Here is a 13,086-nt window from a genome sequence, read left to right on the forward strand (position 1 = left end):
CCTGCCCCGGTATACATTGGGACAGGCCAAATATGCTTATCAAGTGTCCAGGGCTGTGCCGTCATTAACTGGCATATCCCTTATGCTCCAAGCTGCTGCCTGGACAGCCGGCGTCTGCGGGCAGCGCGGGCGACGAGGCCATGCTTGGGCGAGAACAGAAAAGCCAATACGAATAACAGCGCAGCCGCGCACACCATACAGCCGGCAATAGAGGCATCCAGCACAACTGCTGCCCCGTAGCCGATAACGGTGCTCAGCACCCCGATGCCTGCGCTCAACGCGATCATCCGGCCCAGCCGGTCTGTCAGCAGGTACGCAGTGGACGCCGGAATAATCAGCAGGCCTACTACAAGAATTGCACCCACGCTTTCAAATGAGCTGACAGTAGCCATGGAGACCAGCCCCATAAGCAAGTAATGGAACAGGGCTACCGGAATACCAAGTGCGGCTGCAAGTGCGGGGTCAAAAGCACACAGCTTGAACTGCTTGTAGAACAGTCCAAGTACCGCAAGAATGACCAGCAGTGTGAAGCCGAGCAGCCAGACCGCCTTTGGCCCCAAATCAACACCCGACATCGACCAGGTATTCCAGTGCACATAGGCAATCTCTCCGTATAGCACGCAATCCAGATCCAGATCGACCTGGCGGGCATTCAGGCTGACGAGCACGACTCCAACGGCGAACAGTGCGGTAAATACAACGCCAATAGATGCATCGGCCTGCACACCACTCTGCTTGAACATTTGAATTAGAAACACCGTTACCAGTCCCAGCAGCGAAGCTCCCAGCAGCATGGCGAATGAATCGCGTGAACCGCTGATCATAAAGGCGATGACAATGCCGGGCAGTACGGAGTGGCTGATCGCATCCCCGATCATCGCCATCTTGCGAAGGACGAGGAAGGCTCCTAAAATCCCGCAGCAGGAAGCGACGAGGGCTCCGGTAAGCAGAATCCAGAAATCGATCATGATGCGGCTCCCTCCTTGATGCTCTGGCTTTGACCGGAGTTATCGGTCTGTATACGGCGCTTCATCCGGGCGGTCTGATAGTATTTCGACAGAACCCCTCTGCGCGGCCCACACAATACCGATAAGCAGAATACCGCTGTCGCGGACAATACGCTGAGCGGACCGGTTGGCAGATTCTGCACCATAGAGCTCAATAATGTTCCGAGTGCGCCGCTGACGGCCCCGAATATACCTGCCAGCACAACCATGACGCCGAGCCGGTCCGTCCAGTAACGGGCGGAGACAGCGGGGGTTATAAGCAGAGCAGCTACAAGGACGACACCGACAGCCTGAATGCCGACCACGACAGCAATGACGATAAAGAACATGAGCAATTGGTCAAGAACGGCTGTCGGATAGCCCAGCCCGCGGGCAAAGCCGGGATCAAATGAGAACAGCTTGAGCTCCTTGAACAGCAATGCGCATACGAAGAGCAAAATCCCACAAACGATCATCATTGTCCATACATCCGACCCGATCATGGAGGCCGCCTGGCCAAACAGAAATTTATCCAGGCCGCTCTGATTGCCGTAATTACTGTGCTGGATTTGCGTGAGAAGCACAATTCCGATGCCAAAGAATGAGGAAAGTATAATACCCATTGCCGCGTCAGACTTGATTCTTGAATATCGGGTAATCCAGCCGATACCGAAGGTCGCGATAACGCCTGAGATGCCTGCGCCGATCAGGAACAGCAGCATCGACTTCGTGCCGGTAAGCATAAAGGCGATACAAATCCCCGGCAAGGCCGCATGGGCAAGCGTATCCCCCATCAGGCTTTGCTTGCGTAAATAGGAGAAGCAGCCGACGACACCGCTGCACAAACCCAGCAGCATACAGCCAAACAAAATCCATTGGGTGTTCGGATCGGTAAACAGAGAAGCAAGCCGTTCGATCACAGGCTCACCTTCTCCCGGTCCAGAAAAGCAAGCTTGCCGCCGTAGGTCTGGTGAAGGTTCGTCCTTGTAAACACGTCCCTGGTCAGCCCGTAAGCCCGAAGTTCCACATTAAGCAGCAGCACAGAATCAAAATATTCCTCCACGGTCGCAAGGTCATGATGAACAACAATAACCGTCTTCCCCTGACGCTTCAGCTCCTGCAACAGTTGGATGATTGCCTTCTCTGTAGCCGCATCAACACCGACAAACGGCTCATCCATGAAATAGAGCTGCGCATCCTGGGCCAGCGCACGGGCCAGGAATACCCGCTGCTGCTGTCCGCCTGAAAGCTGGCTAATCTGCCGGTCCGCATAATCCGTCATCCCGACCTTCGCCAGGCATTCCATAGCGATACGCTTCTCCTTGGCGCCTGGTCTGCGGAACCATCCCAGATGCCCGTAACGCCCCATTACGACGACATCGAGCGCATTGGTCGGGAAATCCCAGTCTACCGACTCCCGCTGCGGCACGTAGCCGACCAGCCGCCGTTGCTGCTTGTAAGGCCTGCCGTATACTTGCACCTGCCCCGTCAAGCTCGGAATGAGCCCGAGTGCGGCCTTTATCAGCGTCGATTTTCCCGCGCCATTCGGTCCGACCACTCCGACCAGCTGACCCTCCTTCACTTCAAATGAGACGTTACAGAGCACGGGCTTTTTTTGATATGCCACGCTAAGCCCTTCTATATGAAGCGCATTCTTCGTCATGCGACCTGCCTCCTTCAAAAATGCTGTACATCCCGTTGAATACCGTCATCATCTTCCGGCCGCTTATTTCAATGCCCGAACGATGATATTGATATTATGGGTAACCATTCCGATATAGGTCCCTTCAACTGTACCTTCCTGACCCATGGCATCGGAGAACAGCTCACCGCCAATTTCCACAGTGTGGCCACGCTTCTTCGAGCCTTCAAGCACGGCCTCAATTGAACGCTTCGGCACGCTGGACTCAATAAATACCGCCCTGATCTTGTTGTCGACGAGGAAATTTCTCAGGTCGCTGACATCCTTGGAACCATATTCAGAGGCCGTACTGATTCCTTGCAGCCCCAAGACCCGAATGCCATACGCCTTGCCAAAGTAACCGAATGCATCATGCGCCGTGACCAGAATACGCCGTTCTTCCGGAATAGAAGCCAATTGCTCTCTGGCATATTGATCCAGTTGCTTGAGACGGCCGATATATTCAGCTGCCCGCTCCTTGTAATAATCCGCATTATCCTGATCCAGCCCGGCCAGCGTCTCTTCAATAACCTCTGCCGCAGAAATCCAGCGGCTGACATCAAACCATACATGCGGGTCATATGTCCCCTGCCCGCTGTCATCAACAAGCATGAGGCTGCTTCGGGGAATGTTCTTCGTAACCGGAACAACTGCCTTTCTCTTTTCCAGCTTCACCAGCACCTCGCCCATCTTGCCTTCCAGATGCAGACCGTTGTAAAAAATAATATCGGCCTCATCCAGCTTGCGGATATCTCCATGGGATGCCTTGTACAGATGCGGATCGGTACCCGGCCCCATTAATCCTGTTGATGCAACCCGGTCCCCGCCGATATTTTTTACCAAGTCATGAATCATGCCGATAGTCGATGTCACCTTCAGCCGGCCGTCATCCTCCGAATTGCCGCTTGTGCCGCAAGCTGAAATGATAATAGCTGCTGCCGCCAGATAGAACACAGTGAGCAAGGCCCTCTGAACGGATGCAAACTTCAAAATATTCATATATGTCGCTCCTCTCCGTACGATCTGCCGTCAGCATTAATTGGCGCTTGCGAACAAGTATTGGTTTCAGCCTTTTTTTTTAATTTCCAACAAAAAAGTTTCCATAAAGCAACATTTATCATTGATATTCATGCTTTCATGAGATAATTCCTTGTTTTAATGTCTATGTACATGTGTATAACAACTGATTACTTGGTATAATTTTGGCGTTTGTAGTATATGCCCAGCTGGCTCATCTGGTGACGACCGCCAATTCTGTGGAAGAGTTGTTGTTTGTTGAACACCTGGCCGTATAGATAACAGTGCTGCAAATAAAAGACGCCCCCGAAAAATGCTCAGGGACGCCTTATTGTCAGCTGTGTTGATTATATGGTTTGGCTTGCGAATGAAATTCTCTGTCTGTACTCCAGGCCTTTTTCACATTTGTACAGATCACGCAGCCGTTCTAGGTATCGGCAATATGTGTCTTGTCGAAATCCGGCGTATTAAACCAGTCTCCTGAACTCTGCCACGTCGCATCAAGCGGAATCCACTTGTTCTGGTCTGCCAGCAGTACCTCATTCCACGCATGCGGACCCCAGCCGCCCCGTCCATTGGCGCCAAGTCCGGTGACGACGCGTACCTCAAGCCCTGCACTGCGGGCCATCATCGAGTAGAGACGCGATACATCGATACATACACCTTTGCGCGATGCAAATGTCTCCTCCGGCGTCTGCTCCTTCCAGATCCCCCGCTGCTCATAGTTGTTGGCTTTATCCCAGTCGTAGGCGATTCTCGATCCGATCCACTCATACAGCGCTCGTGCCTTTTCCTCTTCCGTGTTCAGCCCTCTGGTAACATGAACAGCTGCCTCTTGAATCTGATCAGGCACATCATAATCAATAATCTCGTATTTCCGCTGCAAAATACGCTTGAACTCCGCTTCGACCGCCTGTGTGAACACCGGTCCCTGCTCAGCCAGCACCTGCCCGGCTACCCGCTCCAGCACCTCGGATGATGCCTTCTTATAAAGCGGCGAGCTGCTTATATCTGCTGCCAGTGGACCTGCCGGCAGCAGCGAGACGTAAATAAACAGCACTGCCATCAGCATCAATCCTCTGCCGAGGCCATGCAGCCCGCCCAGCAGCGCTCCGGCAATCCGGCTGAGAAAGCCGCTTCTCGCTTCCGCATACCGTGCCCGCTCCCCACCTGAACTGAAAATCAGGGACATAAGCCACGGTATCAGAGGGTTCAATATTAGTCGGATTACCAGATAGCTCAAGATAAACAGGATGCCAAAACGCAGCATTGAGAAATCCCGCACGCCGGTAATCAGTGTATACCATAGCTGGGTCAGCCCTCCGATCTCTCCTTGCGGCAGTTCAATATTCCGCTGAACCAGCCAGTTGTGCACAGGATGAGACAGGAAGGCGGCAGCTCTGCCCGCCAGGAGCAAGGCTGCCACCATCCATACGACATCCATTATAAAATAGACCAGGTGCCTGGCTGAGCCTGCCGCTCCGCGCCGCAGCCCCTGCACAAGAGAAACCGCCAGAATTAGGAGGACAAGCACCGATACCGGCTCCAATGTTGCAAATGTCTGAATCCAGTCGTTCATGATGTATCCCCTCCAAGCAATCCGCTATCCTTTTTTTACTGTTTTGAGCTTGCAATCAGCTCTTTAATTGTATCGTCAATTTTCCACTTGCCAATCGGAATGCCGCGGAGGCTTACAGCTACCTCATTCTCTCCCGGCTTGCCGCTCAGTTCGATATTTTTGGTCTTGACTGAGTAGCTGCCATCCGGGTTGGACGTATAGACCGCTTCATCGGCTTCCTTTTTCATCAGATTCAAGGCTTCCTGCTTCACACTATCTGTCAGACTGTCTGAAAACTGGCTGCCCACTTCCTTCAACCCTTCCATGCCAGCCTTCAGGTCTTGAAGATTATAGCCGCTGTACACGATGATGACCAGCACGATAACAGCAACAATTGCCCATTTGACAACCGTCTTTACAATTCGGACGACGATAAAAAGAATGACAAGTGCTACCAGCAGCATAATCCAATTCTCTTTTAGAAACAAAGACCATGTATCCCAATTGTAATCCAAGTTTATTTTCCCCCTATTTCCCTAAAGTTGCCTAGTAAACATTATAACCCACCCACTGCTACCCGTAAACGGACCCGGGACGGGGACGGGAAAGCAACTTTTTATTGAAAACCAATAGCCGGCAGACAATTGGCATAACCCGTCCCTTTGCAACGTACAAGTTAATATCTGAGGGGAAACATAGGAGGGAACCGACTTGAAAACCGCCATCTGGCTATATTTGTTTTTGTTCGTCGCTTTTTTTGATCTCCATGCCCAATACCCGATTCTGACGCCGTTCGCCTTGTCGCTCGGTGCAGCCCCATCCTTTATCGGACTGATGATGGGATTGTATTCAATTACGCATCTGCCCGGCAATCTGATTGCCGGCTACAGTGTCGACTGCTTCGGCAGCCGTTTGTTTATCGTGTTCAGCCTGCTGCTGGCCGGAGTCATTTTGCTGCTGCAATCTCAAGTGACCAATCCCTGGCAGCTGCTTGTACTGCGTTCGGTCAGCGGCTTTGTGCTGGCTTTCCTGTCTCCTGCCTGCATGGCCATGCTTGCCAAGATGGCCAAAAACCAGCTTGAGCAAGGCAAGCTGATGGCCGGCAACGGAGTCGTCCACAATCTCGCTTCTGTCGTCTCCCCGGCAGCAGGAGCCTTCCTTGTCGCCCAAATCGGATTCACCCAAGCCTTCTATCTGCTTGGCTGGATACTGATCGTCGTCTCCCTGTGTGCCCTGCTGTTTCTGCGCAATGACGCAGATGCTGCAGCCGGATCAGCAGCTGATACAGATAACACAGGAGAACCGGAACACCAGTCAAGCGTCCCCTGGCTGATCTATACACTGCCTGTTGCCATGGCCTGTGCCCAAGGAATTTTGTCGTTCGAGCTTCCGCTGATGGCCTTCAAATCAGATGCCCTGATGACAACCGGGCTGCTGTTCTCTCTAGTCAGCCTGGGCTCCCTGATTACGCTCAGCATGTTTTTTCTTAACCGCTATTCGCCTTACTACCGTTCTATCGGAGGAGCGATTGTGCTGGCTCTGACTTATTTTTTCATGGCCGCTCACGACGAGCTCCCCTTGTCCGTGATGCTCCTGATGCTTGGCATGGCAAAAGGCATCATTTTTCCGGCGCTTTCCTCATTGCTTATTGAGCTTAGCGGGGGCAAGCGTTATGGTCGGACGTTCTCCATTTTGTCCATTGCCTTCTCTATCGGAGCCTTTGCCGGACCGCTGCTCGCCGGACAATTAAGGGAACTGGTATCACCCTACTTTATCGCATTCCTTGTGCTGATGGCCGCCATTATGATACTTCCCTTTCACCGGAATCAGGCGGCCTCCGCACGTACCCATTTTACCTAATTCCCCACACCGTTTCGCCTGTTGCTCATAACATATCGTATGTTCGATGGACGCAAAGCCCAGGGCGAAGCGCCAGCGACGACATCTATATTGAGAGGGTGACTTAAATGTCTTACGTTGACAATTGTGGTTCTTGTGGTCCTGGTGTTGGCGGAGCTTGGACATCCACAGGTACAATCCTTGTATTGTTTATCCTGCTGGTCATTATCTCGCGTACTTTCTTCGTGTAAGGTTCCAAATCTCCTTCACATCTGAACTAAGATGTTCCAACCCCCTCTAGGGTCTGCTTCGGCGGACCTTTTTTTAATGAGAAAATTCAAAAGAATCATTTGCGGGAACGATGCCGCAGATTGCGATACCCCGGAGGATGATACACTTTGCCCTGCAGAGTACACTAGCGTTGTGCTTTTAGGGTAAAATAAAAATAAAGGAGGGATTAGCTTATGGATATTGCCATTATCGTCGAAGGAAAAAATGACCGCAGCCGCATTAGGAGAGTTCTGCAGCAGGATGTTCCGGTCTATTGCACCTACGGGACGCCAGGCACCAAGCAGATTGCAGCCCTTCAGAAACAAGCGGGAGATAAAGAGGTATATTTGTTCATGGATAATGATGCCTCAGGTAAACGGATTCGGGGGATGCTTCGGGATACGTTCCCTGATGCCATACATATTTACACCCGACGTGGCTACCCTGGCGTGGAATCCACACCGGAATCCTATTTGATCGAGCAGCTTGAAAAGGCGGGGCTGGAGGAATACATCCATTACCCGCCTTCAGACACAAACCAGATTTGGACCAAAGAAGATCAAATATGAAGCAGAGAAATGACAAGGGTAACTGAGAAAATACTGAGCAGTGTCGAAGCAAATACAACCTGGGATGAAAATTCAGGCTCATTGTCAAATTCGACTGCCAGCAGTACGCTGCTAAGCGAGGTCGGAACAGCAGAGGATACGATAAGCGCCGAGGCCATTAACGGCGAGATATGCATGCCAAGCCCATTCATGCCCCATACGACCAATGCCGCGAGTGCAGGACCGGCACCCAGCCGCAGCAGACAGGACAAACCGATGTCAACGAGCAGCGGTCTGCTGAGCTGCCACTTCATGCTGCCAAGCTGTACGCCAAGCGTAATAATTGCGGTTCCCAGAAAGGCATTCGCCAAATAATCGACCGGTGTCTGCAAGAAAGCCGGCAGCTCCACATTCAGGCCGCGCATGGCAAAAGCAACCGGAATGACATAGATAACGGGCATGGAAGCAATTGTTTTCCAAATAAAGCTGATATTTTTGCGGTGTGAATTCACACTGTAAATGCCGTATGTATTGGGAATGAGCGATTGCATCATCATAATCAGCACCTGAATTGCCAAGGTTTGCGGGTTGCCCGCAAAAGCAAGCTGATTCAGCGGAATCCCGTAATTGGCGCTATTATAGAATAAGACGCTATTGCGCATCGCTGCACGCTTCCCGCCCTGAAAGCCGCGCAGCCGGATTACAATTTCTGTAACGCCATATTGAAGCAGCATAAATACAAAGAAGAACAGCAGCACAAATCCGATTACAGCCCAGGACACATCAGTCTTGTACAGCAAATTAAAGATAATTGCCGGGGAAAAAAGATAAAAGTTCAATTTTGACAGCGTTTTAATATCTAAAGAAAAAGACCGCTGCAGAACGATCCCAATAGCAATCATAACTGACAGCGGCAGCAAATTATTCACTAGTATATGTAAAAAAATTTCCATTACTTCGCATCCTGTTCGTTTAACAGCTTCTTGATATCCTTGATGACATCATCAACCTGAAGCTCGTCAACATCTGCCCGGATATACTTGCGCACTTCCCCCTGTTTATCCACCAGAATGAAATAGTTCGTATGGGAAAATTCTTGCTCACTCGTCTTGATTACCGTTACTCCATACTGTTTTGCCAGCGCATGGGTAGCAGCTTCATCACCACGCAGAAACTTCCATCCTGTCAGATCTGCATCAAACTTGCTTGCATACTCCTTGATTCGCTCCGGCGTATCGCGATTGGGATCTACCGTGATCTGATGGATCTGAAAATCCTTGCCGAAAGCGCCTTCCTTCACCATAGCATCCTGGATCTGCCCCAGTTGGGCAGTGGTTGGCGGACACACGTCAGGACAATAGGAGAAGTAAAAATAATGAAGCCTTACTTTCCCTTGTGTATTCTCAATCGATACCTTATTGCCGTCCACATCTGCAAGCTCATAGGCAGGCGCCGGCCCCAGTTTTCTGAGCGGCTCTCCCCCTGTCTTCATCGTGCTCAGCAAATAGATTCCCATAAGAGCACATAAGGCAAGAACTGCGATTTTGAATGCATGCTTTTTTACAAAAGCCATTCTGTTACAAGCCCCCTTCACTTAACTTATGTCCAAGAGGTATTTAATACCATGACCAAAAAAGTAACCATCAGGTAATTAATGGAGATGATGAAATTAGTCTTGGCCCATTTTTCTGTATCTGGTGCATTCATGCCGAGGAGCGTATGAATAAACCAGACCGCGCCTAACAGCAGCGTAATGATCAGATAGACCATCCCGACATGTCCAAAATAAAACAACGCAAGCCCTGACGGAATCAGCAGCAGTACATAAGGAATCATCTGAAGCTTGGTCCGGCCAATGCCTTTGACGACAGGCAGCAGTGGGAAGCCTGCGGCACGGTATTCCTCTACACGGCGGATAGAAAGCGACCAGAAATGCGGCGGCTGCCACAAGAAAAGCAGTGCAAACAAAATGAATGCCCCGGCATCAACCGTATTCGTTACCGCACAATAGCCGATTACAGGCGGCATGGCACCGGATACACCACCGATGGATGTGCTCCAGGTAGAAGTGCGCTTCAGCCACATCGTATAAATAACAATATAAACAAACATGCCGGTCAGCCCGAGCCATCCTGTTAACGGATTGACGAGCGTGAACAAAATAATGACTCCTGCAATACCTAGGATAATGCCGTACCAGAGCACAACATTCGGGCTAATACGGCCTGCCGCAGTGGCACGGTCGCGGGTACGTTCCATCTTTTGATCCATTTCCCGGTCCCAATAGTTGTTGATGACACAAGAGGATGCCATCGTAAGACCGGACCCGATTAGCATGTAAAGAAGCAGCAGCCAGTCGATATCCCATTTGGATGCCACCCAAAAGCCGCCGAAGCCCGCAATCAAATTCAACCGAATGATTCGCGGCTTCGTCAACGCTATAAAATCCTTCAGCACAGCGACGAGCCTCCTAGTAAATATGCATTTATTAACATAAACGGCCCCCCCATTACTAAGCCGCACGTCTTTGAACGTACTTAATCATACCGAAAAAACAAGTCTTTGACAATGTTCGTCCTTCTTGTTCATCATTTTGCCTTACTCCTTGTTACAGCTTGACGAATGTTGCAAGAACTTTCTCTGCAATGGAACCATTTGGAAAACAGTTCATACAATAGCACTGTAGTCATTCGCCTAACCGAAAAGGGAAGCACATCATGAATGAAGGTAAGGAGGAAAGCTATGGCGGTTATTCAGACCAATTCAGAGCAGGTCAAATTGCTCGCCCGGCTGATGCGTGCAGAGGCTGAAGGCGAAGGGGAATTAGGGATGCTGATGGTCGGCAATGTCGGTGTGAACCGGGTATTAGGCAATTGTCTGGACTTTCGGAATATTCGCAATCTCGAGAATATGGTATACCAAAATCCCGGAGGCTTTGAGGCGACACAGAAAGGATACTTCTACCAGCCGGCCCGTGACAGGGATGTCCAGCTTGCCCGGCGTGTCATTAATGGCGAACGGCAGTATCCGGCGTCGAATGCGCTCTGGTTTTTCAGACCGGCAGGGGATTGCCCGGACACGTGGTATGACCAGAGCAATACAGGCCGCTATAAAGCACACTGCTTTTTTGCGCCAAGCGGTGACGATTGTCCAAACGTATATTAAGTTTTCCAACCTATACTTACAGATTAGAAAGTGAGGAAAAGAAAAATGACTAATGCATATCCGTTCCGCAATGTACAAGGGGGCTGGCCGCAGCAGCAATCCTATCCGGGAGGTTATTATCCGATGGCGATGCCTTTTCCGTCGAACACTGCAGTATCCCCGCAAATGGGCGCGGCCCCGGTTCAAGCCTCCGCTCCTCCACTCGTCCCGAGCGGAGCAATGGTCACGCCTTCCGGCGGAACTGTCGTAACCCTGCCTGCTGTTGAGGAGTCTTATGTTGAGAATATTTTGCGCTTGAACCGCGGCAAAGTTGCGACTGTCTATATGACGTATGAAAACAACCGCGAATGGAATGCCAAAATTTTCAAAGGTGTCATTTTGGCAGCCGGACGCGATCACATCATTTTGGCCGATCCGACAACGGGCATGCGGTATTTGCTGCTGACTATCAACTTGAACTACATTACATTTGATGAGCCCATTAATTATCAATATCCGTTCCAGGGCGGCGTCGTGACCAACCAAACCCCGATCTCCACAACGGCTGCTGCTCCTCAAAATTAAAAAGGCTTGAACACCCAGGCATGCAGTCTGGAGGAGCCACCTGATATCCAATCCCGGGCAGCCATGAAGGAAGAACGTTCGTTGCAGCGTTCTTCCTTTATGCGTTGCGCTTCCGCTTCCGATGCCGCCTGCCAAAGTTCCACAAACAGCCCCGGCTGATCTGTTCCTTCATATATATGCATGTTGCTGTGGGCTTCCTGTTTCTCCTTCATAAAAGCCCTGTACGTCTCCATATATTCTTCATCAATCTTATACTCCACGAAACAAATATACATCAGCCTCTCCCTTCCCTTCTCATAATCCTTGCCCGAATTGAAAATACTGAAGATACGCTGTTCATTGTACCATGATTATGGACAAGAAGGAGGCTGCAGCTACATGGATTCAGGTACACATCTTGTCATGGGTCTTGGACTGGGCGGTCTGGCGATGATCGATCCGGCTGTATCTTCAAGTCCCGCCGTATTTACTGCCGTTATGGCTGGCACAATTATCGGCTCCCAGGCCCCGGATCTGGACGGGCTGCTCCGAATTAAGAGCAATGCCGCTTATATTAAAAATCACCGCGGAGTCACGCATTCCATTCCGGCGATTGCAATCTGGACCGTACTCATTACTGTCATTCTGCAATTGCTCTATAAGGGCACTCTGCCATGGCTTCATGTGCTTGGCTGGGTACTGCTTGCAGTTGTCCTGCATGTGGTGACTGATCTGTTCAATGCCTATGGCACGCAGGCTATGCGCCCTTTCTCAGACAAATGGATTTCGTGGAATATTATTCACATCTTTGATCCGGTTATTTTTGCTTCACATATTATCGCATTGCTGCTATGGGCTATTTTTGGCGCCGCACCCCAGATTATATTCCCTTTGCTATATGCGGGCCTTGTTGTTTATTTTATCTGGCGGACTTCGGCACAGCGCAGGCTTATGGATGAGCTGCCCAAGCTTGATCCCGAGCACCAGCGCGGTGAATCCTATATTCTGATCCCCACTATTTCGCTGCAGCGTTGGAATTTGATCAAGGTGCTTCAGGATAACAGCTTTGCGATCGGCAATGTCAACAAGGGCATCCTAAAATGGGTTGACCATGCCAGATGCTCTGCACACCCTGCCGTTCATCAGTCGAAAAGCGATCCTTCCGTACAGGCATTTTTATACTTGACGGCCTTTGCCTGCGCGGAGGTCAAAGAACATCCCTGGGGCTTCGAGGTGCGATGGGCCGATGTCCGCTACCGCCACCGCCAGCAGTATCCATTCATGGCTACCCTGCTGATGGACAAGGATTACAAAACCCTTGCCTCTTATGTAGGCTGGCTGAGTGATGAACGGCTGGAGAAGAGATTGCGGATGAATACGTATTAAATCAGGCTGACCTGATTCAGTCTGACACAGAAACAGGCAAGCATAGCGGGCTGTTATAGCGCCGCATGCTTGCCTTGTTTATCATAAATGAAC

General features: G+C 50.7%; 15 protein-coding genes. 5 read left to right on the plus strand and 10 right to left on the minus strand.

The genetic code is table 11. The annotated features are described in order from the left end of the window. Window positions 1–80: 80 nt before the first annotated feature. The 6 genes from H583_RS0107060 to H583_RS0107085 form a co-directional block, all read right to left on the minus strand. Window positions 81–968: a metal ABC transporter permease gene (locus tag H583_RS0107060; protein WP_028559851.1), complete on the minus strand. Its 888-nt coding sequence runs from the start codon at window positions 966–968 to the stop codon at window positions 81–83. Continuing rightward, on the minus strand, window positions 965–1,903 hold the full coding sequence (locus H583_RS0107065; protein ID WP_154665831.1) for a metal ABC transporter permease: 939 nt from the start codon (window positions 1,901–1,903) through the stop codon (window positions 965–967). Before H583_RS0107065 ends, H583_RS0107060 begins: the two co-directional genes overlap by 4 nt. Further along, window positions 1,903–2,649 (minus strand): metal ABC transporter ATP-binding protein, encoded by a 747-nt coding sequence (locus tag H583_RS0107070; RefSeq protein ID WP_036708777.1) that lies wholly within the window; start codon window positions 2,647–2,649, stop codon window positions 1,903–1,905. The genes H583_RS0107065 and H583_RS0107070 overlap by 1 nt, the downstream gene beginning before the upstream one ends. Before the next feature lie 63 nt (window positions 2,650–2,712). Further along, the gene (locus H583_RS0107075) at window positions 2,713–3,666 is read right to left on the minus strand and encodes a metal ABC transporter solute-binding protein, Zn/Mn family (protein WP_028559854.1); all 954 of its coding nucleotides are present in this window, start codon (window positions 3,664–3,666) and stop codon (window positions 2,713–2,715) included. Between the two features lie 445 nt (window positions 3,667–4,111). Next, window positions 4,112–5,263, minus strand: a complete 1,152-nt coding sequence (locus H583_RS0107080; protein ID WP_028559855.1) for a transglutaminase domain-containing protein — start codon at window positions 5,261–5,263, stop codon at window positions 4,112–4,114. Between the two features lie 35 nt (window positions 5,264–5,298). Then, a complete protein-coding gene (locus H583_RS0107085) occupies window positions 5,299–5,757 on the minus strand; it encodes a hypothetical protein (protein ID WP_028559856.1) in 459 nt (152 codons plus the stop codon). 196 nt (window positions 5,758–5,953) lie between these two features. On the opposite strand from H583_RS0107085, the gene H583_RS0107090 reads away from it, so the two are divergent. Both H583_RS0107090 and H583_RS0107095 read left to right on the plus strand, forming a co-directional pair. Further along, window positions 5,954–7,102 (plus strand): MFS transporter, encoded by a 1,149-nt coding sequence (locus H583_RS0107090; protein ID WP_028559857.1) that lies wholly within the window; start codon window positions 5,954–5,956, stop codon window positions 7,100–7,102. A 443-nt stretch (window positions 7,103–7,545) separates the two neighbouring features. Beyond that, on the plus strand, window positions 7,546–7,920 hold the full coding sequence (locus H583_RS0107095; RefSeq protein WP_028559858.1) for a toprim domain-containing protein: 375 nt from the start codon (window positions 7,546–7,548) through the stop codon (window positions 7,918–7,920). Here H583_RS0107095 and H583_RS0107100 read toward each other — a convergent pair. Genes H583_RS0107100 through cyoE form a run of 3 tightly spaced genes read right to left on the minus strand, consistent with a single transcriptional unit; the run spans window position 7,911 to window position 10,356 of the window. After that, on the minus strand, window positions 7,911–8,852 hold the full coding sequence (locus H583_RS0107100; protein ID WP_028559859.1) for an AEC family transporter: 942 nt from the start codon (window positions 8,850–8,852) through the stop codon (window positions 7,911–7,913). The genes H583_RS0107095 and H583_RS0107100 overlap by 10 nt on opposite strands. Beyond that, window positions 8,852–9,472 carry an SCO family protein gene (locus H583_RS0107105; RefSeq protein WP_028559860.1) on the minus strand — a complete coding sequence of 207 codons (621 nt, stop codon included), beginning with the start codon at window positions 9,470–9,472 and terminating at the stop codon, window positions 8,852–8,854. Before H583_RS0107105 ends, H583_RS0107100 begins: the two co-directional genes overlap by 1 nt. Window positions 9,473–9,498: 26 nt before the next feature. After that, the gene (gene cyoE / locus H583_RS0107110) at window positions 9,499–10,356 is read right to left on the minus strand and encodes a heme o synthase (protein WP_028559861.1); all 858 of its coding nucleotides are present in this window, start codon (window positions 10,354–10,356) and stop codon (window positions 9,499–9,501) included. A 285-nt stretch (window positions 10,357–10,641) separates the two neighbouring features. Between cyoE and H583_RS0107115 the strand changes: the two genes are divergently transcribed. Together H583_RS0107115 and gerQ are read left to right on the plus strand one after the other, a co-directional pair. Beyond that, window positions 10,642–11,064, plus strand: a complete 423-nt coding sequence (locus H583_RS0107115) for a cell wall hydrolase (protein WP_028559862.1) — start codon at window positions 10,642–10,644, stop codon at window positions 11,062–11,064. A 45-nt stretch (window positions 11,065–11,109) separates the two neighbouring features. Further along, complete coding sequence (gene gerQ, locus H583_RS0107120; protein ID WP_028559863.1) at window positions 11,110–11,628, plus strand: spore coat protein GerQ; 519 nt, start codon at window positions 11,110–11,112, stop codon at window positions 11,626–11,628. Here the strand turns inward: gerQ and H583_RS0107125 are convergent. Further along, window positions 11,625–11,903, minus strand: coding sequence for a hypothetical protein (locus H583_RS0107125; RefSeq protein WP_028559864.1), 279 nt, complete (start codon window positions 11,901–11,903; stop codon window positions 11,625–11,627). The genes gerQ and H583_RS0107125 overlap by 4 nt on opposite strands. A 103-nt stretch (window positions 11,904–12,006) precedes the next feature. On the opposite strand from H583_RS0107125, the gene H583_RS0107130 reads away from it, so the two are divergent. After that, window positions 12,007–12,993, plus strand: a complete 987-nt coding sequence (locus tag H583_RS0107130) for a metal-dependent hydrolase (protein WP_028559865.1) — start codon at window positions 12,007–12,009, stop codon at window positions 12,991–12,993. The last annotated feature ends 93 nt before the right edge of the window (window positions 12,994–13,086 follow it).

This window comes from Paenibacillus pinihumi DSM 23905 = JCM 16419, from assembly GCF_000422505.1.
Classification (GTDB): Bacteria; Bacillota; Bacilli; order Paenibacillales; family Paenibacillaceae; genus Paenibacillus_D; species Paenibacillus_D pinihumi.

Coding starts and splice junctions, on each gene's coding strand:
- H583_RS0107075 (WP_028559854.1), bottom strand. CDS start 3,666: ATGAATATTTTGAAGTTTGCATCCGTTCAGAGGGCCTTGCTCACTGTG.
- H583_RS0107060 (WP_028559851.1), bottom strand. CDS start 968: ATGATCGATTTCTGGATTCTGCTTACCGGAGCCCTCGTCGCTTCCTGC.
- H583_RS0107115 (WP_028559862.1), top strand. CDS start 10,642: ATGGCGGTTATTCAGACCAATTCAGAGCAGGTCAAATTGCTCGCCCGG.
- gerQ (WP_028559863.1), top strand. CDS start 11,110: ATGACTAATGCATATCCGTTCCGCAATGTACAAGGGGGCTGGCCGCAG.
- H583_RS0107130 (WP_028559865.1), top strand. CDS start 12,007: ATGGATTCAGGTACACATCTTGTCATGGGTCTTGGACTGGGCGGTCTG.
- H583_RS0107100 (WP_028559859.1), bottom strand. CDS start 8,852: ATGGAAATTTTTTTACATATACTAGTGAATAATTTGCTGCCGCTGTCA.
- H583_RS0107125 (WP_028559864.1), bottom strand. CDS start 11,903: ATGTATATTTGTTTCGTGGAGTATAAGATTGATGAAGAATATATGGAG.
- H583_RS0107080 (WP_028559855.1), bottom strand. CDS start 5,263: ATGAACGACTGGATTCAGACATTTGCAACATTGGAGCCGGTATCGGTG.
- H583_RS0107095 (WP_028559858.1), top strand. CDS start 7,546: ATGGATATTGCCATTATCGTCGAAGGAAAAAATGACCGCAGCCGCATT.
- H583_RS0107070 (WP_036708777.1), bottom strand. CDS start 2,649: ATGACGAAGAATGCGCTTCATATAGAAGGGCTTAGCGTGGCATATCAA.
- H583_RS0107105 (WP_028559860.1), bottom strand. CDS start 9,472: ATGGCTTTTGTAAAAAAGCATGCATTCAAAATCGCAGTTCTTGCCTTA.